The organism is Leptospira fluminis (assembly GCF_004771275.1).
GTDB classification, from domain to species: Bacteria; Spirochaetota; Leptospiria; order Leptospirales; family Leptospiraceae; genus Leptospira_B; species Leptospira_B fluminis.
Genome location: NZ_RQEV01000003.1, coordinates 528252 through 548461, shown reverse-complemented (window position 1 = coordinate 548461; position 20210 = coordinate 528252). Strand labels below are relative to the sequence as shown.

Here is a 20210-nt window from a genome sequence, read left to right as displayed (position 1 = left end):
GAAAACAAAAACTCCTTTTAAAGCATATGGTTGCCGATAACTTAGGTAACATGAAGAGACCGGGCAAAGCCATACGGGTTCTCCTCTTTACCCTTTTTATAACTCTTTCTACGACTCTTGCTGCTCAGTCGAAATTTTATGGCAGTCGTTTGGACCAAATTTTGACAAAGAAAGAGATTACGGTCGGAGTCAATAGAGTATATGAGCCCTTTTATATCCAAGACCCAGTGGAAGGCTATCCTGGGTTCGATGTGGAATTGGCGAAACTCTACGCGGACTATCTCGGAGTCGCGCTTAAGATAAAACCGCTTAAAACGTTCAGACAATTTTCGGATGAGATCGCGGCCGGGACGATCGATATCGCTCTGGCCGGTATGTCTACGGATTTGACTAGGGGTAAGACGGTTACTTTTTCGGACCCTTATTTGCTCGCAACTCCGGCGGGATTGGTCTTTAAGAAAGCGCTACCGCCGGAACCGGAAGGAAATATCGTTACTACAAGATCGTTCAAATCCTTGGACGATCTTTCGGTCGTGAACGGTATTTCATTTGCCGTTCGTTCGAATACTACCAATCATAATTATCTCCTAAAAAAATTCGGAAAAAATAAAATATATAGTTATCTTTCCGATTCAGTGGCGATGGATGCGCTTCTGAAAAACGACGTAACCTGCTATGTCGCGGACAGCCTCTTTATACTTGCGATGCTCCAAAAGCAACCTAGCTTACGAGCGAGGTACACCCCGCTTATCAATCCGGTAATGGAGGATTATATCAGTGCTGCCATGCCCCTTAACGATTTGATTTTTGTGGATAACTTCAATTTTTTCGTTAAGGAATTGAAACGAACGGGAGTTATAGAAGGCATTCGTACAAAATATTTTCTTGGAAAAGATTGGGTAAAGTAGTTGCTGAAAACGAAATTCCATCAACTTGGGGGGTCGGCCTTATTACTTTCCGTCTGTCTATGTTGGCAGTCTTTATCCGCACAGGAAATAGAAGAGAAAACCAAGATCGACATTCAAGGGAACTATAGGGTCCGAGGTTTCAATCTTGGAAGGGACATTTATACTTCTAGGCAGACTCCGGGTACTCCTTTCGACAAGCAGACTTGGCAAAACCAATACCAGCAAAATCTGAATAATAAAGTTCAAAACGATATTAACGCACTTATGCAAGGGCTACCTTCCACTATTAGCCCGACGAGGGAAAACGTCACCTACTACGATAATCGTATGACCCTAAATATGAACTTTGCATCCTCCAAATATTTCGAGGCGCTGGCGGGTGTTCAGATCGGAGACATCATTTTCGGAGGAAGAGGAGTCGGCCAAAGTTCCACCGTAGGTCCGGGGCAAGGTGGAGAAGCCACCTTCAGTTCGTCCGTTAATATACAAACCAACTTTCTTTATTTGAATTTCAAACTTCCGGAAAAAAGTTTTACGACGAGAGTCGGTCTACAGCTTTTCACTTCGGCGCAAGGAAGGGTCGTATTCATCCCGGGAACCGGCGTCAATATGACTAAGGACATCCGCGACTGGAATATGACTCTGGAAGGAGGTTGGTTCGTGGCAAAACAGAACAACCTCACGGATTTGGATAATAACGGTTTTGCCGACAGGAATTATCGGGGAAATAATATCTACTTCTACAAGGTCAAAACGAGTTTTATAAACAACGCTAAACACGAACTTTACAGTTTTTATATGGATGACACTCTTAAGGACGTTCAGGATACGACGGGAGTGTACGGATTAGTCAACCGACAAAGTCAGATGGGGCAGCTTTTCTGGCACGGTCTATTCAACGAATTCAACTTTTCGGATTTTACTCTCGTAGTCCACGGAATTTACAACCACGGAGTTTTAAACGCGTTAAATCCGTATCGTGATTCGAATGGCAACGAAATCTTCAGAAAGTACGATAGATACAATATCAAAGGCGGTTTTTTCGATACGCAAATTACGTACAGATTCAACGAATCTCTGACTTTAAACCTGATCGCTTTAGGATCTACCGGTCGCCCGGGATACGAAAAGGATGGCACTCGATCGAGTCTTCATGGATCCGGGTATCAAAATCTTTTTCCGGGATACTCGGTTTCCAACATCGCTATCGACTTTACGGGAGGTTATGCCCTATTTTCCGGAGGAAGAGATGTGAGCGGGTTATACGAATATGGAATGTATTCGGATGTAGTAGTTGCGGGTCCCCTTGTTTTCACTTTGGGATATTATCGTTTGTACGGGAGTAAATCTCCTCTTTTGGACAATAACAGATTTTACAACTCGGACAATTTTTATCAGACGTCCGCCTACTTCGGACAGGAATATAACTTAAATATCCGATGGAACGCCTTTAGAGACATGCAGATTTTATTAAGATCCGGTTATTTTATTCCCGGTGACGGACTTAAGGCCTATTTAGACACCACAAACGGATCCTTTTTACGGGAATTGTTCGTAACTGCAGAGCATAGATTCTAATTCGAAACGTTAAAGTTTCAATCTAGATCGAATCGCCCTTCCTAAAGTGTACTGATCCGCAAGTTCGATCGAACCTCCGACCGTGATTCCGTAAGCGATACGGGTTACGGCGATGTTCAAAGGATGAAGCTGTTGGTTCAGGTAGTCGGCCGTGGCATCTCCTTCCAGGGTCGGATTCGTGGCGACTAAAACTTCCTGTATTTCTTCAGGTTGGATACGTGCGATCAATTCCTTGATCCGCAAATCCTGGGGTCCGATCCCTTCCAAAGGAGAAATGACTCCGTTCAAAACGTGGTATCTACCTTTAAATTCGCCGGTGTTTTCGATAAAGAAAACGTCTTCCGGTTGTTCGACCACACAGATCGTATGCCCGTCCCGTTTGGAAGAGAGACAAAGATCGCAGAGTTCCGCTTCGGAATATGCTCCGCATCTGGAACAGAAGCGGATTCTTTCCTTCGTATCGGATAGGCTTCGAATGAACTCGTGGAATACTCTGGAATCCTGGCGCAGTAAATGAAAGCTGATCCTATACGCGCTTTTTTTTCCGATGCCCGGTAAGGAAGATAAGGCACTCACCATTCCTTCGATTAGGTGCTCAGCCAAAGTTTCCGCCGAGCAATTTGGAGATTTGCGAGAAGTCGATACCGCCGGTCGCAGTTTTTAGTTCGTATTCAGCGGCGTCTTTTGCCTTTTTCAAAGCGTCGTTTGTCGCGGCAAGGACTAAGTCTTCTAACATTTTATTGTCTTCCGAATCGAGCAAAGTCCGATTGATGAGAACATTCGTGATAATCCCTTCCCCGGTGCTCGTAACTTGAACGATCCCGGCTCCGGCGTCGCCCGTAACTCGAATTGCGGAAATCCTTTTTTTGATTTCCTCCATCTTACCGCGCATTTCCCCCATTTTAGAGAAAATATCGGACGCGTTCTTTAGGTTCTCGAACATTCTTATAATCCTTATTTTTCCAGTTTAGGAACTTTCGACGGGTCGACATCCGTTCCTAAGAATTCGTTTTTGAAGGAGGTCTCCCACTCCATGTCTTCCGAAATTCCATCCTTAGCCAATTCTTCCAATGAAGAAAGAGCGGAAACTGCCCCTTCCGCTTTAACGGGATTCTCTTTCTTAGTATTAGACTGGGAAAGGTCCGGGTCCTTACTCTTGGTTTCCGGACCGGGGGAGAAAAAAGAAGGATCCGGTTTGCCTTGCTCTTTTCCGGTCATTTTGTTCTCGCTCGACCTCGTCAATCCTCCGTCCTGATTTTGGACCATAAGAATAACGTGATTGATGCGATCTACTAGGCCGGACAAGGACGGTTTGCCCAGATCCTCCACCAGCTTCTTAATTTGGATTTCCGTAAATATTTTGATCTCAAAGGAATTCCGGAGGCGTATCGTTTTAATTTTTTCGTAAAGATCGAAGAGACGGAAAGAAAGATGATTCAGAAGGATCGGATCGGAACTTTCGAATTCCTTCCTCATCCGTATCAGATCTTCGCGGGGATAATTCACGGATTCCGAGTCCGCAACGGATTCTTTTAAAAGACAAAGCGTATGGGTAAATTCGATGGAGTCCCAAAGAAATTTATATACGTCCTGTCCTTCTTGGTACAGATTTTCGACGATTTCCAATGCCTTAGAATGGTTTTCCGGCTGAATCAAACTTTTGATAAAGTCAGCCAGGAAATCGATCCCGTGGTATCCGATCATTTTTCGGATTTCGACACCCAACAGTTTATTGTCTGTAAAGACCAGCGCTTGCTCCATAAAGGAAAGCATATCCCGCACGGAACCGTCCCCTTTTTTGGCCGTCCAAAACAATCCTTCGCTATCGTACTGCGTCTTTTCCTCTTTGCATAAATTCTCGGCGTAATCCTGGAGCACAGTCAAAGGTACTTTTTTGAAGATAAAATCCTGACATCTGGAAAGGATCGTTTCCGGTATCTTATGATACTCCGTCGTCGCGAGAACGAAGACTACGTGAGATGGCGGTTCCTCCAGCGTTTTTAACAGCGCGTTAAAGGATTGATCGGTCAGCATATGAACTTCGTCGATAATGTAGACCTTGTACTTTCCCCCCATCGGAGTGAATTTTACGTTATCTCTAAGTTCGCGGATATTCTCTATCCCGCGGTTACTCGCCGCGTCAATCTCCAAAACGTCGCTGGAGATTCCCTTTGCAATTTCCACACAGGAATTGCATCGGTTGCACGGCTCGTTATCCACCGGATTCTCGCAATTCAACCGTTTTGCGAAAATGCGTGCGATCGTAGTTTTGCCTACGCCCCTCGGACCGAAAAAAATATATGCGTGACCTATTTTGCCGGATTTAACCGCGTTTTGGAGCGCACCTATGGCAAGGTTTTGGTGAATTACGTCCTGGAATCTTTGCGGACGATATTTTCTAGAAAGGACTTCGTGGTTTCCGGCCATGACTTACTATTTTACCAAATACTTCGGACAGATAAAGAAGGAAAAGTCTAAAAGCCGGGTCTAGTTTCGTTTGTTCCGAAAGAATTCTCGAAAAGAATCCAGACTTTCCTGAGTCCGCATTAGAAGAAGTTCTGGAAAAAAATTTCGGCTATAAATCGTCTCAAAACTTAAGGAAGAAATCCCTTCTCCTTGCTTTGCGGGAAGAAGGTACGCCACTTTCGGAATCCGGGACAAAAGGATCGTACCGGCGCACATCAAACAGGGTTCGAGCGTGGTGAGTAAAAGGCAACCGGACAGATAACGGTCGCCTAGTATCTCTTTCGCCTTAGCGATGGCGATAATTTCGCTATGCTTCGAAGCGTCTTCGGATACTTCCACGGAATTGGAAGCTTCACAAACGAATTTCGAATCCCTATAAATTCGAGTGAAACTGGGAATTTCCTCCGTGTTTTTTCCTCGTAAAATTCGAAATCGGTCCAAAAATTCGGGCAGATAAGGCAAAATTTCGTTTTGATCCATTTGTTCCGCCTGTTTCCCGATGTATTGAAAATTCTACTTGATAAGCGGGAAGGCAAATGGTTTTTTCAAGCGCATGATTCTTTCGGCCAAACTGCTTAGACCGGCCGGTTCATCTTCGAAGACGAATTCCTTACTCGTACGATTGAATTCGCCTCCCGGAGGTACGAACCAGCAAAGACGCCCGTTGGTTTTGGGCTTAGCGCTAGACAGAAGTTGGTCGATGAAAGGGGAAAAATTGGAAGCGGTGATCCAAGCTTCTTCCTCTCTAGTCAACTGGCTTACGCGACGGGATTATCTGACTGCCGTGGCTTATGCGGAAGATATTCAGGTTATTCAGCCGATCGTTCCATTGGCGGAAAAAAATTCCGTCATTCATAGACTCGGTACCATACAAGTCGGAACTTCTACGAACTTAAGCGGCGGCTGGCTCCATGTGCTACGTTCCCTCGAATTATTTCCGGATACGGATGTTTATAAAAGGGCAATTCTTTTAACGGACGGAAATCCGACTCTCGGGATCAAAGATCCCGTTCAGCTCATCGAAATAGCTGCGAACGCATATAAAAAAGGGATCACGACGACGGTAATCGGTTTCGGAAACGACTTTAACGAGATCCTTCTGAAGGAAATCGCCGAATCGGGCGGAGGTAATTTCTATTTTATCGAAAGTCCGGAAGAGACCGGAGATATTTTTTTCCGCGAATTCGGAGACATCGGAACACTCTATGCCCAGTCGATAGAAGTGAAGATTCATTTCCCGAAAGGGATGGAATATTTGGATTCGGTTTCGGAAATCGCTTCTTATACGGAACCGGATCCGGAGGAACCCGGCAGAGTCAAAACCTTGGTTTTAGAAGTCGGGGACATGAGAGCCGACGACGTGAAGAGTCTTGTCGTTCACGTAAAACCTAACGGCAAGGACACGCCCGAGTCTATGTCGATCGAAGCGAGTTACTACGATCTTTCCGACGGGATGAAGTTGGAGCAGAAAAGTAAGGATCTAAATCTGGATTGGACTTCCGAGGAACCGAAAGAAGACGCGGATGTCGTCGTCGAAACTTTGATCGCGAGGGCCGGTCGCGGTCTTAAAAAAGCGGGAGTTCTCCTGAAGGAAGGATATTCGGAAGAAGCGATCACTCTCTTGAGCGATATGTTGAAGGACATAAACGAGAAGGAAGAGTTGGCGCCGGACGTCCTGCAAAGCTTGGGTTTTCGGATCAGCGCCTTGAAAGTGAGAATTCTGGAAAATTCTCCGACGGCTTCCAAACACCTTGTAGCCTCCGCCTCCGAGCTAAAATCCGGAGGCGTTATGGATTTTCCCGTCGACGACGGAATCGAATACCACGACGAGATCTTTTCCTATCGCACCTCCGAGGATATAGATCTTTATAAATGTCCCGATATCAAGAATACGATACAGGAAAAGATGAAAGAAGGATACAGATACGTGGTCTTTAATCTAGGTCGTTCCTCTTATATCGATTCTTCCGCGATAGGAATGCTGATCCAGGTCGCCGGTTGGCTACGGAAAAGAGGCGGAGAACTGGTAGTCAGCAATCTACGCGATTCCGTGAAAAAAGTATTCTCGATTACGAGGCTGGAATCGCATATCCGGGCAGTGGAAGCCGAGGAAGATGCGGTTCACTTGCTACAGAATTGGATTTTAGAAAAAAGAGTTTAAAAAAACTTAATTCAATTGGCTTTCTGCCGCGAGAATGGCGTCCTTCACTTCGGAGTACAGACCTACGGGAATCGCAATCCCTTTTTGAGTGGGTTTGTACTCTCCTTCACTGTCGGTATACCAGACCCGGAGATTCAGGTATTTATTTCCTTTAAATTCGGAAACTTCCACCCGTATGATTTCGCCTTTTCCTTTGTCGATGTCCCTTACAAAGCTCATTTTCAAATCTCCTAAATCGCTTGAGATTACAGGGTGTCTTACGAATTTCCAGTCGTTTTTCCGAAGAAAAAAGGAGTCCTTTCGGACTCCTGATTGCACGTTACCGATTCGGTATCAATACGTTTCCACGAACAATTGGTGGGAATGTTCCATATGATGTTTGTAATCCTCGTAACTGGACGCATCTCCCGCTATCTTTTGGATCTCTTCAATGACCCCTTTTTCCATTCCTTTCGGGCCGCCGCAGATATAGAATCTTCCGCCGCCGGTAAGTATGCGTTTTACTTCCGCTTCCAGTTGGCGAACTCTATGGGATATATACATTCTTCCGCCGTCGAAAGGATTCTTCTCTTCCCTGGATATCGCAGTGATTAGTTTGAAGTTCTTATACTTCACTTCCAGGTTTTTCAGATAATCCATCATGACTAGCTCGTCCGAATAAGGAGCTCCGTAAACCAAAGTGATATTTCCCGTGAATCGGATAAGGTTATGCTCAAGCAATTCCTCCGACATTCCTATAAAAGGCGCGAGTCCGGTTCCGGTGGCCAAAAACATGATATCTCCGGAAAAATCGGAATTCGGAAGCAGGAATTTTTTTCCGGAGGGTCCGGTCATGATCACTTCGTCGCCGGCTTTTAAATCGCAGACGTAATTGGAGCAAACTCCTTTGAATTGGATGTTTCCCTCCGAATCGTAAACGTTGTCCCGTTTGATGATGAATTCTATATTATCTTCCTTCATTCCGAACGAATAACTGGGAGAAGCGATGGAATACAAACGAACGGTATAAGCGGCGTCCGCCAATCCTTTTGCCTTTTTTTCGGGGTCTTCGCCGGGAGGAATAATACCTGCCGATTGTCCGATTACATAAGGATAGACACTGTGATCCACTGCCAAAGTGATACGGTGGATTTCGGAGCCTCCTTCTTTTTTCGGCCGGTTACCTTTTCCCGGTTCCGGAGTGAGGCAAACATTGCTCACCACTTTCGCTTTGTAAGGATTGGATTTCTTAAAGATATTGATTTGCGGCTCTCTAACGGGCTTCATACGCTTGGAAGATTCCTAATTTCGATATAAGACTGAATACAGATTTTTTCCGAAGCTCAATTCGTCAAACGGGATATTTAACATCTTCCACCGGCTCGAAATGATTTGGCCGATTATGTCGGTTTGTAAACAAAACCTCTCGGGTATGAAATGAGCGTAGGCCCTTTCCTATGAAACGGTAAGCGCCGACAAGGCCCGCGTTTTCGGATAGTAAGTAATCATAGACCCTCATAGGCTGACACTTTAGATCAAAACCCAAAAGAGGAATTTCATGGCTAGATATACTTTGGAAGAATTGTCGGCAAAGATATCCGGATCGAAAATCGCGAATTGCAAGGAACCTTCTAAAATCGTCATCGAAACCGTTTCGCCCGTCAGCCCGGGAGCCCCTTCTAGTATTAGTTTTTTAGCAAATAAGAAAATTCTATCGGATGCAAAAAAGACTTCTTCTTCCGCGGTACTTACGACGGAGGAATTTGCCAAGGAACTGGAAGTTCCCTGTTTGATCGTAGCAAAACCCGATTTGGTTTTGGCCCAAGTTCTGGATCTGGTATATCCTCCACATTCCTATCCGAACGTCGTGGAACCCACGGCGTTCGTGCATCCAAGCGCCAAGTTGGGGAAAAACTGTTACGTCGGGCATCACGTTTCCGTCGGAGAAATGACCGAGATCGGAGACAATACGATCCTGGAAAACGGAGCCAGAATCGGACGGGGAGTGAAGATCGGAGAAGGTTCTCACGTAGGACCTAACAGCGTTATTCATCACGGTGTGATCATCGGTAAAAGATTTATTTCGCACGGAAATAGCACGATCGGCGGAGACGGGTTCCGGTTCGTTTTTGCGGAAGGGAAACACAATAAGATTCCTCAAGTCGGAACGGTTCGTATCGGAAACGATGTGGAAATCGGCTCTAATTCCGCAATCGATCGGGGAGGTCTGGAAGACACGGTTATCGGCGACGGTTGCAAATTCGATAATTTGGTGCATATCGGACACAATTGCGTTTTAGGAAAGAACGTAGTCATTGCAGGATGGACAGGGTTAGCAGGCTCTACGGTCGTGGAAGATAATGTAACGATCGGAGGAGGTTGCGGCTTGGCGGATCATATACGAATTCCGAGCGGCACGATTATCGGCGGAGGAACCTCGGTCAGAAACACTCCCCCCAAAGCGGATATCTATGTGGGTTGGGATTACGGACTCACATTTCCGGAGTTTCAAAAACTTCGTGTGAATATCAGGAATGTGGTCAACTTCCAAAAATGGGCCCGTCGCATCAAAGCTATGGAGCAAAAATTAGGTTTGAGTTCCGAAGAATAAAATTCGGAATTCTTGCTTGAAACGTCGATTCTCGTATGTTTGATGATGGTACTTAGGATTGCTTGACAGCGAAAAAAGGGGATTTCAACCTTCGCCTTATCCATTTTTTGCGGAGGCAATCGTGAATACCAGACCGACCGACGAGATCCAGCCGGAAGAACAGGAACTCATCCTGTCTGGGCCGGACCTTCCTCATACGAAGAAGATCGGAAAGTTGCTGGATAGATATGCCGCTCAGTTATTAGAACAAAAGTTCGAAAAAGTGATTTCTATCCAGGAGCGGCGCAGTCTTTCGGATCGGATTTGACCTTCAATCGGTTTGGGGGCTATGAACCTTCGGTCTTAAGATCGTCAAGGATAGTAGGGACAAAATTCCCGAACCGGCCATCACTAGAGTCATCGGTAAGGACGTTCCGTCGTGAAGAAGACTGACTCCCCCCGTAGCGAACACTGCAAATACCATCTGTAATGCACCCATCAATGCGGAAGCGGATCCCGCGTTTCTACTGAAAGGTGCCATGGCCAAAGCGGAAGAGTTGGGCACTATGAAGCCGAATCCGCTTACCAGAAGAAAGATCAAAACGATCATCGGAATCATTCCCCATTGGAACATCGCCGCGAAAACCAACAATATTCCGACAGGAACGTAAAAAATGGAGACCGCGTTTATAATCGACTCAGCCTCGAATTTTTTGAGAAGCAAACGGTTTAATTGACTGGATAGGATCAGACCGGCGGCATTAGATCCGAAAAACCATCCGTACTCGGACTCGCTCAGACCGAAAATTCCCATGAATACGAACGGCGATCCTGCGATGTAAGCGAACATGACCGCGGCTGAAAAGCCGGAAGCGATCACATATGCGTTAAAACGCGGAACCATTAAAACTTCATAATATTCTTTCATTACTTGGGAAAATTTGAGGGAAATTGACGAATCTTTTAATCCCGTTTCAGGAAGATAAAGCCAAGTACCGACTGCTATGATTGCGCTAATTACGGTCAAAACTGCAAAAATCATCCTCCAATCCGTGTAAGTCAGCAAAAGTCCGCCGACCGTCGGGGCAACGATGGGTGCGACGCCCATAACCAAAATGATTTGCGAGAAAACTTTGGCCCCTTCGTGAGGAGAAAACACGTCTCTGACAACCGCTCTGGAAACTACCATACCCGCGCAAGCCCCGAAGGATTGTAGAAATCGGAAAAAAACCAGACTCCAGACCGAAACGGAGAGAGCGCATCCAATCGAGCTGATGATATATGCAAAAATCCCGATTAATAAAGGAGTCCGCCTTCCGAACTTATCGATCAAGGGACCGTAAATCAACTGTCCGAAGGAAAAACCGAAAAAGAAACTGGTCAGCGTAAGTTGGACATTCGAAATTGGGGTACCAAAATCCTTCGAGATAGACTGTAGTCCGGGAAGATACATGTCTATAGAGAATGGTCCGATCGCCGTTAAGGCGCCTAAGAGAAGAATCAGGAAACGGCTGGATTGAGACACGTATCTAGATTGTGATACGTGCCTTTTCCAGTCTATTCTTCTAAAAGCTTTCTTAGATTTTTCTTATCGAATTTTCCTACGCTCGTTTTCGGAATCGCCGTAACGGTGCGGATATCCTCTAATTTCGGAAGTTGCCAGTGAGCGAAATTACTCTTAAGATGGTCATGTACTCTTTTAGCGTCTATTTTCTTGCCTTCTACCGGAACTACGAAAATCACCGGTGCTTCTTCCCGGACGGAGTCTTTTCTTCCTACTACTGCGGCTTCCAAAATATCCGGATCCGCCATGACTAAATTCTCCATGTCTACACTGGAGATCCATTCGCCTCTTGTTTTGATCAGATCCTTTTTTCTATCCGTAATTTGCATGTAACCGTATTCGTCCAGAACGACTACGTCTCCCGTTCTAAACCAACCGTCGGGCGTAAATGATTCTTTGGATACGCCCTCGCGATAAGAGCCCGTTATCCAAGGTCCTCTAACGAGCAGCTCTCCGGGGGTTTTTCCGTCTTTCGGGACGTCTACGCCGTCGTCATCCACGGCACGAATTTCGACTCCCGTAACCGGCACTCCCTGTTTTGCCCGGTAAGCGAACCGTTTTTCATCGCTCCAATCCTTCATAAAACTTCTGAGATGGGAAACGGTTCCGATCGGTGAGGTTTCCGTCATCCCCCAAGCGTGTAAAATTTCGATACCGAAGTCCTTTTCGAATCCTTCGATCAAACCTCTGGGAGCGGCCGAACCTCCGACGACCATGGTATGTAATTTTAACTTATAGGAATTCTTCTTAAGATGTTGGTAGAGAACGTTCCAGACCGTAGGAACCCCCGCCGTGATCGTGACTTCTTCCGCTTCCAGCAATTCCGCCAACCCCGCTCCCAAAAGATGCTTTCCCGGAAACACTAGCTTGCAACCGGACATCACGGAAGCGAAAGGAATTCCCCAGGAATTTACGTGGAACATGGGAACAACGGGAAGAACGACCTCCTTCTCACTTAATCCTAATCCATCACCCATGCAAACCGCCATGCAATGCAGATATGTGGAACGATGGGAATAAATGACGCCCTTCGGATTGCCGGTAGTACCGGAGGTATAGCAGATTCCTGCCGCTTCCAATTCGTCTATGACTTCGAAGCGTTCCGTGTCGTCTCCTTTAGATAAGAACTCCTCGTACGTGATCGTGTTCGGTAGGGAAGCCGCTTCACAATTTTCTTTATCGTCTATGATGACGAATTTTTCGACTCCTTTGATTTCAGGGAGTATTTTCTCCAGAGCGGGAGTAAGGGATTTGTCTACAAAGATGAATTTATCTTTCGCTTCGTTAATGATGTACGTCAACTGTTCGGGAAATAGTCTGACGTTGATCGTATGCAGCACCGCTTTGATGCTCGGGATCGCGAAATACAATTCTAAATGCGCGGAATGATTCAAACAGAACGTTGCAACCGCGTCGCCGGGTCGAACACCGGAATTGCGTAATGCATTCATTAAGCGAATCGTTCTTTTGTAAAAATCCCCGTATGTATAGCGTTGAACGGAATTGTCGTGCCATTTGGTGACGATTTCCTTATGAGGATGGACTTCTTTGGCACGTCGTAATATCGAAGGTAGGACTAATGGATAATCCATCATCGTTGATCGCATATATCATCTCCGCTTTTCTTCTTAACGCTCAAAAAGCGGAAATATTTTTCGCCTTAAAATAGGAAAGAGTCAAGGAGAATTCGCGCAAACGGTTTACATAAGCCCTGGATACGATGGATGGAATTTTTCGTAAAGAGAAGAGGCGCCCGTTTTACCGTAGTCGTTCCGACAAATTTGGTTCTACGGCACATAACATCGGTCGCAGTGCTTCCGGTACTTCGATTGCGAAAAGATGCGATCCCTAAGGGGAGTTATTTTCACGTTCCGGCCCGACCGTTCGAGTTCCTAGATTTTTGTTCGATGGAATTTTGCCGAAGAAGGGACTCGAACCCCCACGGTGTTACCCGCTGGTACCTGAAACCAGTGCGTCTACCAATTCCGCCACTTCGGCTTTTTAGAGGGATGAAATTCCCTGATGAGGATAATTTTCGAAATCGCGTCTTTCCGTCAGCTTATTTTTGGAATTCATTGACACGATAATCGAGAGGAAAGTAGGGTTAGGAAGGTATGAAAGAAGAGAGGAAAACAACCGAAACCGAGATCAAGCTGAGTCTGAACCCGAGAGGGAGCGGAAAATATAAGTTCGATACGCAAATTCCTTTTTTCGACCACATGCTTTCTCACGTATCCAAACACAGCTTGATGGATTTAGACCTTTGGCTACGAGGAGACATAGAAATCGACTGCCATCATAGCGTGGAAGACACGGCCATCCTCATGGGAGCTACTCTGCACAAATTATTGGGGGATAAAAGCGGCATTCGTAGGTACGGCCATTTTACTCTTCCGATGGATGAGGTACTTACGACCGTTGCCGTGGATCTAGGGGGAAGGTTTTTCTTTAAATATTCCGGGCCGGAACTAATCGGAAAATTCGGAATTTATGACGCCGAACTTTCTCTGGAATTTCTACAGAAATTCGCGTTGAATGCCAAAATGAATCTACACGTAAACGTGCATTATGGCGAAAACCGCCATCACATTCACGAATCCATATTTAAAGGTTTCGGAAAAGCTCTTAGGATGGCCATGGAAATCGACCCCCAATCGGCAGGTTCTATTCCGTCCACTAAGGGAGTGTTGGAGTGATCGCAGTCCTAGATTACGGAATGGGAAATATCCATTCCTGCCTGAAAGCGGTTTCTCTTTACACGAAAGATTATAGTTACACAAAAGATCCGGAGGTGATCCGGAATTGCTCCGCGCTCATACTTCCCGGGGATGGACATTTCGATAAAGCCATGTCCAATCTTCGGGAATTCGGCCTCAAAAATATCGTCGACCAACATGTGGAGTCGGGAAAACCCTTATTCGGGATTTGTATCGGTTTTCAGATTCTGTTCGAAGATTCCGATGAAACCTTATCTTCGAGCAAATCCGCGACCGTGGAAGGCTTGGGGTATTTAAAAGGAAAGATCCGTAAATTTCGGGGAAAAAATTTTAAGGTCCCTCATATAGGTTGGAATCAACTTTTCAAAAGAAGACAGAAGGAAAGTATACTTCTTAGGGATATTCCCGACGAGTCCTTCTTTTACTTCATACATTCCTACCGATCGGTGGAAGTGGAAGGTAAGGCCATCACGGGTCTTTGCCAATATTACGGGGAAAAATTCCCCGCAGTGGTGGAAAAGGGGAATATATTCGGGACCCAATTCCATCCGGAAAAATCACATTCCTTCGGCTTAAAAATTCTGGAGAATTTTATAAAATCATTATGATCTTAATACCTGCTATCGACTTACTGGATAATTGCGCCGTTCGACTTTTTAAAGGGAAGTACGAAGATAAAACCGTATACTCTACGGAGCCGTGGAAACTTGCGGAAGGATTCGAAAAAAACGGAGCATCCATTATTCATTTGGTGGATTTGAACGGAGCGCGGGGTAGTGCGGGAATCAATGAGGAATCCATTTCTAAAATCCGGAAATCCACGAAACTTAAAATCCAATTAGGAGGCGGGATTCGGGATAAGGAAAAACTGGCATATTACGATTCCATCGGAATAGACAGATTCATTTTGGGAACCGCTGCCGTTAAGGATCCTGGTTTATTGGATTTTGCTCTGGAAAAGTACGGAAAAGAACGGGTAGTGGTAGCGGTCGATGCTCGCGACGGAATCGTAAAGATAACCGGCTGGGAAGAAGATTCCGGTATTCGCTATATGGATCTTTTGGAACGGATCGAGCGGACAGGAATACGTTCTATCATATTCACGGACATCGCCCAAGATGGAACTTTGGCAGGCCCGAATTTAGATGCATATCGTGAAATCTTGAATAAGTTCCGATTCCAAGTCATCGCATCCGGCGGGATATCCTCCTTAAAGGACATCATGGCTCTATCCGCCTTAGGTACTCCTACGCCGGTATTCGGAGTAATCACCGGAAAGGCCTTGTACGAGGGTCGTATCGATCTAGCGGAAGCGATTTCCTCGCTCGGAGAAGATTAACTCGGAATCTCTCGGCTTCCTTTCCAGATATTTTTCTTTCCTTCCGCATTTATCGTCGGTATTAAGGTAAATTCTAAACGGGGGAAAACCGGATGAAAAAATTCCAATCCAATTATGTTCTGGCGGGTATCGCCGGAATCGGTCTCATACTTTCCTTTTTTTTGATCCAAAAGTTCTTCGGAGGAGACGGAGCGGCCCAAGCTCTCTGTAACGCTCTGAGCGAAACGGGGTCCTGCGACAAAGTGTCGGAAAGTAGTTTTTCCGCAATTCGTAATATTCCTTTCTTCGGAGATGTTCCGATTGCATTGTTCGGTTTTGCGTTCTACGGTTTTCTCGGATTTCTATTCGTTTGGTCGGAAAGAGATAAAAATTCCGAAACGGACTATCTTCGATTCGCATTTTACATGATCGCTTTAGGAGCGGTAGTCGATCTCGCCTTACTTCTGGTCTCCGTATTCGTTATTAAGGCGATCTGCGGACTTTGTGCAGCCACTTATGTGGTCACTTTAGCTCTTTTGGCACTTACGTATTCTCGGTTCCAGGAAATCAAAGAAAAATCGCCTACAAAGATTCTGCCTGTCGTATCTAAGGATTTTCTTAATTTCGCAATCGCGATCTTAGCTTTCCTTTTGGTCGGCCAGGTTTTCGGGAAAATCACCACTTCTTCTTTGACTGCGGGGGAACACTCCGGTGCATCTCAAGTCTCTCGTGCTCTTGCGGATTATGACGCGGCTCCGATCACTCCGATCGATATCGTCGGATCTTCTGTCGAGGGGGATCCGAAGGCCCCCATTACGATCGTGAAATTCGCGGACTTTAATTGCGGACATTGCATGCATACCTCCCATATTCTCAGGGGAATCTTAAGGGATTATGAAGGAATCGTAAAAGTGGTTTATAAGAACTTTCCTTTGGACGGAAATTGCAATCGTCTCGTCCAAAGGTCCTCTCCCGAAGCAAGCTCTTGCGTCGCCGCCTCCGCCGCGATTTGTGCGGATAAGCAGAATAAATTTTCCGTCGTCTATGCAGGCCTTTATAAGGATACCGAGTTGGGAGTCATGCATACTCCTGCCACCGTTTTAAAGTTGGCGGAATCTAGCGGACTCAATATGAATTCCTTTCGATCCTGCTTATCTTCTCCGTCCGTTAGGCAGCAGATTTCCAAGGAAGTGGACGAAGCGGAAAAGTTGAATATACGCAGCACGCCGAGTCTCTACATTAACAACAAAGCGATACGCAGCGGTACGCCTGACGAACAATTCCTAAGGGAATTGATCAATAAGCTGATGAAGAAAGTTTAAGGCGATTATGGTGACATCGGGAATCGAGGAAGGAAAGAAGCAAATCTCTTGCCGCAACTGCGGTTCCCTTATTCCGGCGGAATCCGAACGTTGTGTTTTTTGCGGAGCGTATCAGATTGCGGGAAGAGTGCCCGTGTTGAAATATTTTTCGGAAAGTAAATTCTTCCGAAGATTTTTGCTCTATCCTTTTTCCGCCTTGCTCTCTCCCGGACTTCCTTTGGTTCTGTATTTTTCCGGCGTCCGCTTTGCGGACAAGACTTGGCTGATCGTTTTTTCGTTTTTCGGAATTTTGTTCTGTATCTTCGGTTATATATCGGAATGGATTTTTCTACATAAAGCGAGAGGAGAAGCGAAGGATTTTAGACAGGGTTTTTTCGAATGGCAGAAGAAACTCTTTGACCGCTCGCCGGCTCTCTCCTATGCGGGAATGTTCCTCTTCGTGTGCGTTCCGTTGGTGGATTGGCCCAACCCAATTCCGTTTTCGTTGTCCTCGTCGGCGATCTGGACCGCGATTCTGATCTTTTTGATTAAAATTCTATTTCCCCTATTCTAAGAATAAAATTCGGTCCGTTTCCTAAGAGAGTCTGAAGATGAAAAAAATCCTATCGTCCCTATTCCTTATCGGGATCGTCGTTTTACTTGGTGCGGCAGGTTTGGTTTTGCATACCGCATATTTCAGACCCCTGACACTCTCCTTATTTTATGAAAAGATATTTTGGGAAAACGTACTCGATGATCCGGAAACCCTTTCTTCATTGAGGATTTTGGACTCCTGGGGAATCCATTCCCATAATTCGAAATGGACCGACTCCTCTCCGGAGCGGGAGGTAGAAATCGCCGATAGGAAAAAGAGACAGTTGGCGGTCCTTCGCAGTTACGACGTCGCAGGGTTGTCGGAAGAGGAGAGAGTGTATTTTCGATCTTTGGAATGGAGCCTCGATTTGGCGACAAAAGGGGAAGCTTTCGTATATTATGATTATCCGGTAAACCAACTGTTCGGCATTCAGAACCAGATTCCGACTTTTCTCGCTTCCGTACATACGGTAGACAATTTCCAGGACGCGGAAGCGTACATCGACAGATTGAAAGGGATACCGGCGAAATTGAGCCAATGTATGCGCGGTTTAAAACTCAGACAGGCTAAAGGTATCGTTCCGCCTACTTTCGTGCTTGAGAGGGTATTGTATGAAATCGGGAATTTTAAAAAATCCGATCCGAAAGAAAATATATTATATTCGAATTTTTTAAATAAACTGAATAAGATTTCATCCGAAGAAGGCCCCGATAAAAAGAAATATCTGACCGAAGCCGAAAACGAGATTCGAAAGAACATCTATCCGGCATACGAAAGCCTGGAGGAATTTCTAAGAACCCAAATCAAACTTTCGGATAAGAAAGCGGGAGTCTGGAAACTGCCGGACGGAGACGAGTATTATGCGCACGTTTTGAAATATCACACTACCACGTCCCTCGCACCGGAAGAAATACACTCTTTGGGACTTTCCGAAGTCGGACGGATTCAAACGGAAATGAAGGAGATATTGACTTCCCTGGGTTTTAAAAGAGGGGACATTCCCTCTGCTTTGAAAGAGTTGCGTTCCAGACCGGAATTTCTTTTTCCCGATTCGGATCAGGGAAGAGAGATGATCTTGGTCTCTTATTCCGAAATATTAACCGATTCGATTCGAAAATCTAAGGAACTTTTTCCTAGATGGCCCAAGGCAAAGGTGGAAGTTCGTAGGATTCCCGCTTTTAAGGAAGCCGGCGCCCCCGGTGCATATTACGAGGAACCTAGTTTGGACGGAAAACGTCCGGGAGTCTTCTATGCGAATTTACGGGACTTGAAGGAAATTCCCAAATTCGGCCTGCGAACTCTCACCTATCACGAAGCGGTTCCGGGACATCATTTACAGATCGCTTGGGCCCAGGAATTGACCGATGCACCTCGAATTTTACGAACCACTCATTTTACCGCCTTTGTGGAAGGCTGGGCTTTGTATGCGGAGCGATTGGCTAAAGATTACGAATTTTTTAAGGAAGATCCTTATTCGGATTTGGGAAGGTTGCAAGCCGAATTGTTTAGAGCGGTCAGGCTCGTGGTCGATACGGGGATCCATCGTAAAAGATGGACTCGGGAGCAGGCAATCGAGTATATGAGTAAGAATACCGGATTACCGCCGAAAGACGTCACGGCGGAAATCGAACGTTATATCGTATATCCCGGACAAGCCTGCGCCTATAAGATAGGAATGATTTCCTTTTTGAAATTGCGTGAGGATTGGAAAAATAAAACCGGTGAGCGCTTCGACATAAATGCTTTTCACGAATTTGTGTTGGGAAAAGGTTCTTTACCTATGGAGATCTTGGAGGAAGAATCGAAACGATTCCTATCCTCGAAGAAATAACAGGAGCCGACTTAACGATACTCTTTCGGAAAGTGGTTTAACGTTTTGGATCTTCCGATCGAATACGCCTCTACGATCGTAGAGTGCAAAAAATCCTTTCCTTTGGAAACGGAAGCTTCGAGAGAGTTTCCTTGCGCCAAGTAGGAAGCGATGGCGGAAGAATACGTGCATCCCGTTCCATGCGGATAAAAATTCCTGATAAACGGCTTGGAGTAGATGATTGCCGGTCGGCCGGAAATCGCCAAAGCGTCCACAGCTAATTCCGCGTTCTGTAGATGACCTCCTTTTAAGAGCACATTCGTTTTTAACTTATCGGACAAAGCTTCCGCCGCCGGCCCGATTTCCGTACTATTCTGGATATTTCCTATCCCTAAAATCCTTCCCTCGTCCAGATTCGGTGTGACCAGATCGGCCAAGGGAAGCAATTCACTTATTAGGGAATCGACGGCATCTTCGCGTAACAAACCCGCTCCGCTTGTGGCAACCATTACGGGATCCAGTACAAATCGAAATGCCCGACCCTCCTTTCGGAATTCCCGAAGGAGAAGTGCTACTCGCGAAACGATCTCTTTCGACAGGAGCATCCCGGTTTTTACCGCTCCTACGGAAAAATACGAAAAAACAGCACGGATCTGTTTTTCCAGAAAATCAGGATCGATTTCCAAAATTCCCGAAACTCCTTCCGGATTTTGAGCGGTGAGACAAGTTATCGCGGAAGTTCCGAAACTCCCCGTGCTCAGGAAGGACTTGAGATCCGCTTGGATTCCTGCCCCTCCTCCGGAATCCGAACCGGCGATCGTCAACGCCACAGGTCGGCTTTTTACCACAGTTTCCTCCGGTTCTACGGCCATCCGAATGCTTTCCAATCGATGGTTTCGTTGTCGTCGAATTTGATTCCTTCCGACTCTAAGATTTTTCTCTGGAGGATGGCTCGGTGGGAATCGCCTCGAAAGGAAATTCTACCCTTGCTGTTGATCACTCTTTGCCACGGGATTTTTCCTTCGCGATTTTTCGGAATCGCGTTTAAAGCATAGCCCACTGCTCTTGCCGCTCTGGGATGACCGAGAATGACTGCGATTCTACCGTAACTCGTCACTTTTCCTTTGGGAATTTTTTTTGCGATCGAATAGACGCTTTCGTAGAAGCTAGGTTTTTTCTCTTCTTTCTTCGATTTCTTTTTTAAGGCGGGACGGGATTTCATT

At 45.8% G+C, this 20210-nt stretch carries 21 protein-coding genes and 1 tRNA gene; 11 read left to right on the top strand and 11 right to left on the bottom strand.

Annotated features, from left to right (window positions below; translation table 11 throughout):
- Window positions 1-50: 50 nt before the first annotated feature.
- On the top strand, window positions 51-908 hold the full coding sequence (locus EHO61_RS04410) for a substrate-binding periplasmic protein (RefSeq protein ID WP_135812394.1): 858 nt from the start codon (window positions 51-53) through the stop codon (window positions 906-908).
- An 87-nt stretch (window positions 909-995) separates the two neighbouring features.
- Window positions 996-2486, top strand: coding sequence for a hypothetical protein (locus EHO61_RS04405; protein ID WP_167884807.1), 1491 nt, complete (start codon window positions 996-998; stop codon window positions 2484-2486).
- A 9-nt stretch (window positions 2487-2495) separates the two neighbouring features.
- Here the strand turns inward: EHO61_RS04405 and recR are convergent, their stop codons facing one another.
- Genes recR through EHO61_RS04385 form a run of 4 tightly spaced genes read right to left on the bottom strand, consistent with a single transcriptional unit; the run spans window position 2496 to window position 5432 of the window.
- Window positions 2496-3089, bottom strand: a complete 594-nt coding sequence (recR, locus tag EHO61_RS04400; RefSeq protein WP_135812393.1) for a recombination mediator RecR — start codon at window positions 3087-3089, stop codon at window positions 2496-2498.
- The gene (locus EHO61_RS04395; RefSeq protein ID WP_135767165.1) at window positions 3082-3429 is read right to left on the bottom strand and encodes a YbaB/EbfC family nucleoid-associated protein; all 348 of its coding nucleotides are present in this window, start codon (window positions 3427-3429) and stop codon (window positions 3082-3084) included. Before EHO61_RS04395 ends, recR begins: the two co-directional genes overlap by 8 nt.
- A gap of 11 nt (window positions 3430-3440) precedes the next feature.
- Window positions 3441-4913, bottom strand: coding sequence for a DNA polymerase III subunit gamma/tau (gene dnaX / locus EHO61_RS04390; RefSeq protein WP_135812392.1), 1473 nt, complete (start codon window positions 4911-4913; stop codon window positions 3441-3443).
- A gap of 60 nt (window positions 4914-4973) precedes the next feature.
- The gene (locus EHO61_RS04385) at window positions 4974-5432 is read right to left on the bottom strand and encodes a nucleoside deaminase (RefSeq protein WP_135812391.1); all 459 of its coding nucleotides are present in this window, start codon (window positions 5430-5432) and stop codon (window positions 4974-4976) included.
- Between the two features lie 73 nt (window positions 5433-5505).
- Here EHO61_RS04385 and EHO61_RS04380 point away from each other — a divergent pair, with 73 nt between their 5' ends.
- Window positions 5506-7113, top strand: a complete 1608-nt coding sequence (locus tag EHO61_RS04380) for a VWA domain-containing protein (protein ID WP_135812390.1) — start codon at window positions 5506-5508, stop codon at window positions 7111-7113.
- Window positions 7114-7119: 6 nt separating this feature from the next.
- On the opposite strand, the gene EHO61_RS04375 is transcribed toward EHO61_RS04380, so the two are convergent.
- Together EHO61_RS04375 and EHO61_RS04370 are read right to left on the bottom strand one after the other, a co-directional pair.
- On the bottom strand, window positions 7120-7332 hold the full coding sequence (locus EHO61_RS04375) for a transcriptional coactivator p15/PC4 family protein (RefSeq protein WP_135812389.1): 213 nt from the start codon (window positions 7330-7332) through the stop codon (window positions 7120-7122).
- Between the two features lie 114 nt (window positions 7333-7446).
- Complete coding sequence (locus tag EHO61_RS04370; protein ID WP_135812388.1) at window positions 7447-8379, bottom strand: ferredoxin reductase domain-containing protein; 933 nt, start codon at window positions 8377-8379, stop codon at window positions 7447-7449.
- Between the two features lie 271 nt (window positions 8380-8650).
- On the opposite strand from EHO61_RS04370, the gene lpxD reads away from it, so the two are divergent.
- Window positions 8651-9703: a UDP-3-O-(3-hydroxymyristoyl)glucosamine N-acyltransferase gene (gene lpxD, locus EHO61_RS04365; RefSeq protein ID WP_135812387.1), complete on the top strand. Its 1053-nt coding sequence runs from the start codon at window positions 8651-8653 to the stop codon at window positions 9701-9703.
- 121 nt (window positions 9704-9824) lie between these two features.
- Complete coding sequence (locus tag EHO61_RS04360) at window positions 9825-10010, top strand: hypothetical protein (protein ID WP_135812386.1); 186 nt, start codon at window positions 9825-9827, stop codon at window positions 10008-10010.
- Window positions 10011-10013: 3 nt separating this feature from the next.
- On the opposite strand, the gene EHO61_RS04355 is transcribed toward EHO61_RS04360, so the two are convergent.
- The 3 genes from EHO61_RS04355 to EHO61_RS04345 form a co-directional block, all read right to left on the bottom strand.
- A complete protein-coding gene (locus tag EHO61_RS04355) occupies window positions 10014-11207 on the bottom strand; it encodes a multidrug effflux MFS transporter (RefSeq protein WP_135812385.1) in 1194 nt (397 codons plus the stop codon).
- Between the two features lie 32 nt (window positions 11208-11239).
- The gene (locus tag EHO61_RS04350; RefSeq protein ID WP_135812384.1) at window positions 11240-12853 is read right to left on the bottom strand and encodes a long-chain fatty acid--CoA ligase; all 1614 of its coding nucleotides are present in this window, start codon (window positions 12851-12853) and stop codon (window positions 11240-11242) included.
- Window positions 12854-13162: 309 nt separating this feature from the next.
- A tRNA-Leu gene (locus EHO61_RS04345) sits at window positions 13163-13244 on the bottom strand.
- Between the two features lie 116 nt (window positions 13245-13360).
- On the opposite strand from EHO61_RS04345, the gene hisB reads away from it, so the two are divergent.
- From hisB to EHO61_RS04315, 6 genes are all read left to right on the top strand, one after another.
- The gene (gene hisB / locus EHO61_RS04340; RefSeq protein ID WP_135812383.1) at window positions 13361-13942 is read left to right on the top strand and encodes an imidazoleglycerol-phosphate dehydratase HisB; all 582 of its coding nucleotides are present in this window, start codon (window positions 13361-13363) and stop codon (window positions 13940-13942) included.
- Window positions 13939-14571 carry an imidazole glycerol phosphate synthase subunit HisH gene (gene hisH, locus EHO61_RS04335; RefSeq protein WP_135812382.1) on the top strand — a complete coding sequence of 211 codons (633 nt, stop codon included), beginning with the start codon at window positions 13939-13941 and terminating at the stop codon, window positions 14569-14571. Before hisB ends, hisH begins: the two co-directional genes overlap by 4 nt.
- Complete coding sequence (gene hisA, locus EHO61_RS04330) at window positions 14568-15302, top strand: 1-(5-phosphoribosyl)-5-[(5-phosphoribosylamino)methylideneamino]imidazole-4-carboxamide isomerase (protein WP_135812381.1); 735 nt, start codon at window positions 14568-14570, stop codon at window positions 15300-15302. Before hisH ends, hisA begins: the two co-directional genes overlap by 4 nt.
- Before the next feature lie 92 nt (window positions 15303-15394).
- Complete coding sequence (locus EHO61_RS04325) at window positions 15395-16603, top strand: vitamin K epoxide reductase/DsbA family protein (RefSeq protein ID WP_135812380.1); 1209 nt, start codon at window positions 15395-15397, stop codon at window positions 16601-16603.
- A gap of 7 nt (window positions 16604-16610) precedes the next feature.
- Complete coding sequence (locus EHO61_RS04320; protein ID WP_246031999.1) at window positions 16611-17156, top strand: hypothetical protein; 546 nt, start codon at window positions 16611-16613, stop codon at window positions 17154-17156.
- Between the two features lie 37 nt (window positions 17157-17193).
- Entirely contained in the window at window positions 17194-19008 is a 1815-nt protein-coding gene (locus EHO61_RS04315) for a DUF885 domain-containing protein (RefSeq protein WP_135812379.1), read from the top strand.
- 11 nt (window positions 19009-19019) lie between these two features.
- Here EHO61_RS04315 and thiD read toward each other — a convergent pair whose 3' ends face one another.
- Window positions 19020-19859 (bottom strand): bifunctional hydroxymethylpyrimidine kinase/phosphomethylpyrimidine kinase, encoded by an 840-nt coding sequence (thiD, locus tag EHO61_RS04310; RefSeq protein WP_135812378.1) that lies wholly within the window; start codon window positions 19857-19859, stop codon window positions 19020-19022.
- On the bottom strand, window positions 19850-20209 hold the full coding sequence (locus tag EHO61_RS04305; protein WP_135812377.1) for an MGMT family protein: 360 nt from the start codon (window positions 20207-20209) through the stop codon (window positions 19850-19852). The genes thiD and EHO61_RS04305 overlap by 10 nt, the downstream gene beginning before the upstream one ends.
- Window position 20210 lies beyond the last annotated feature (1 nt).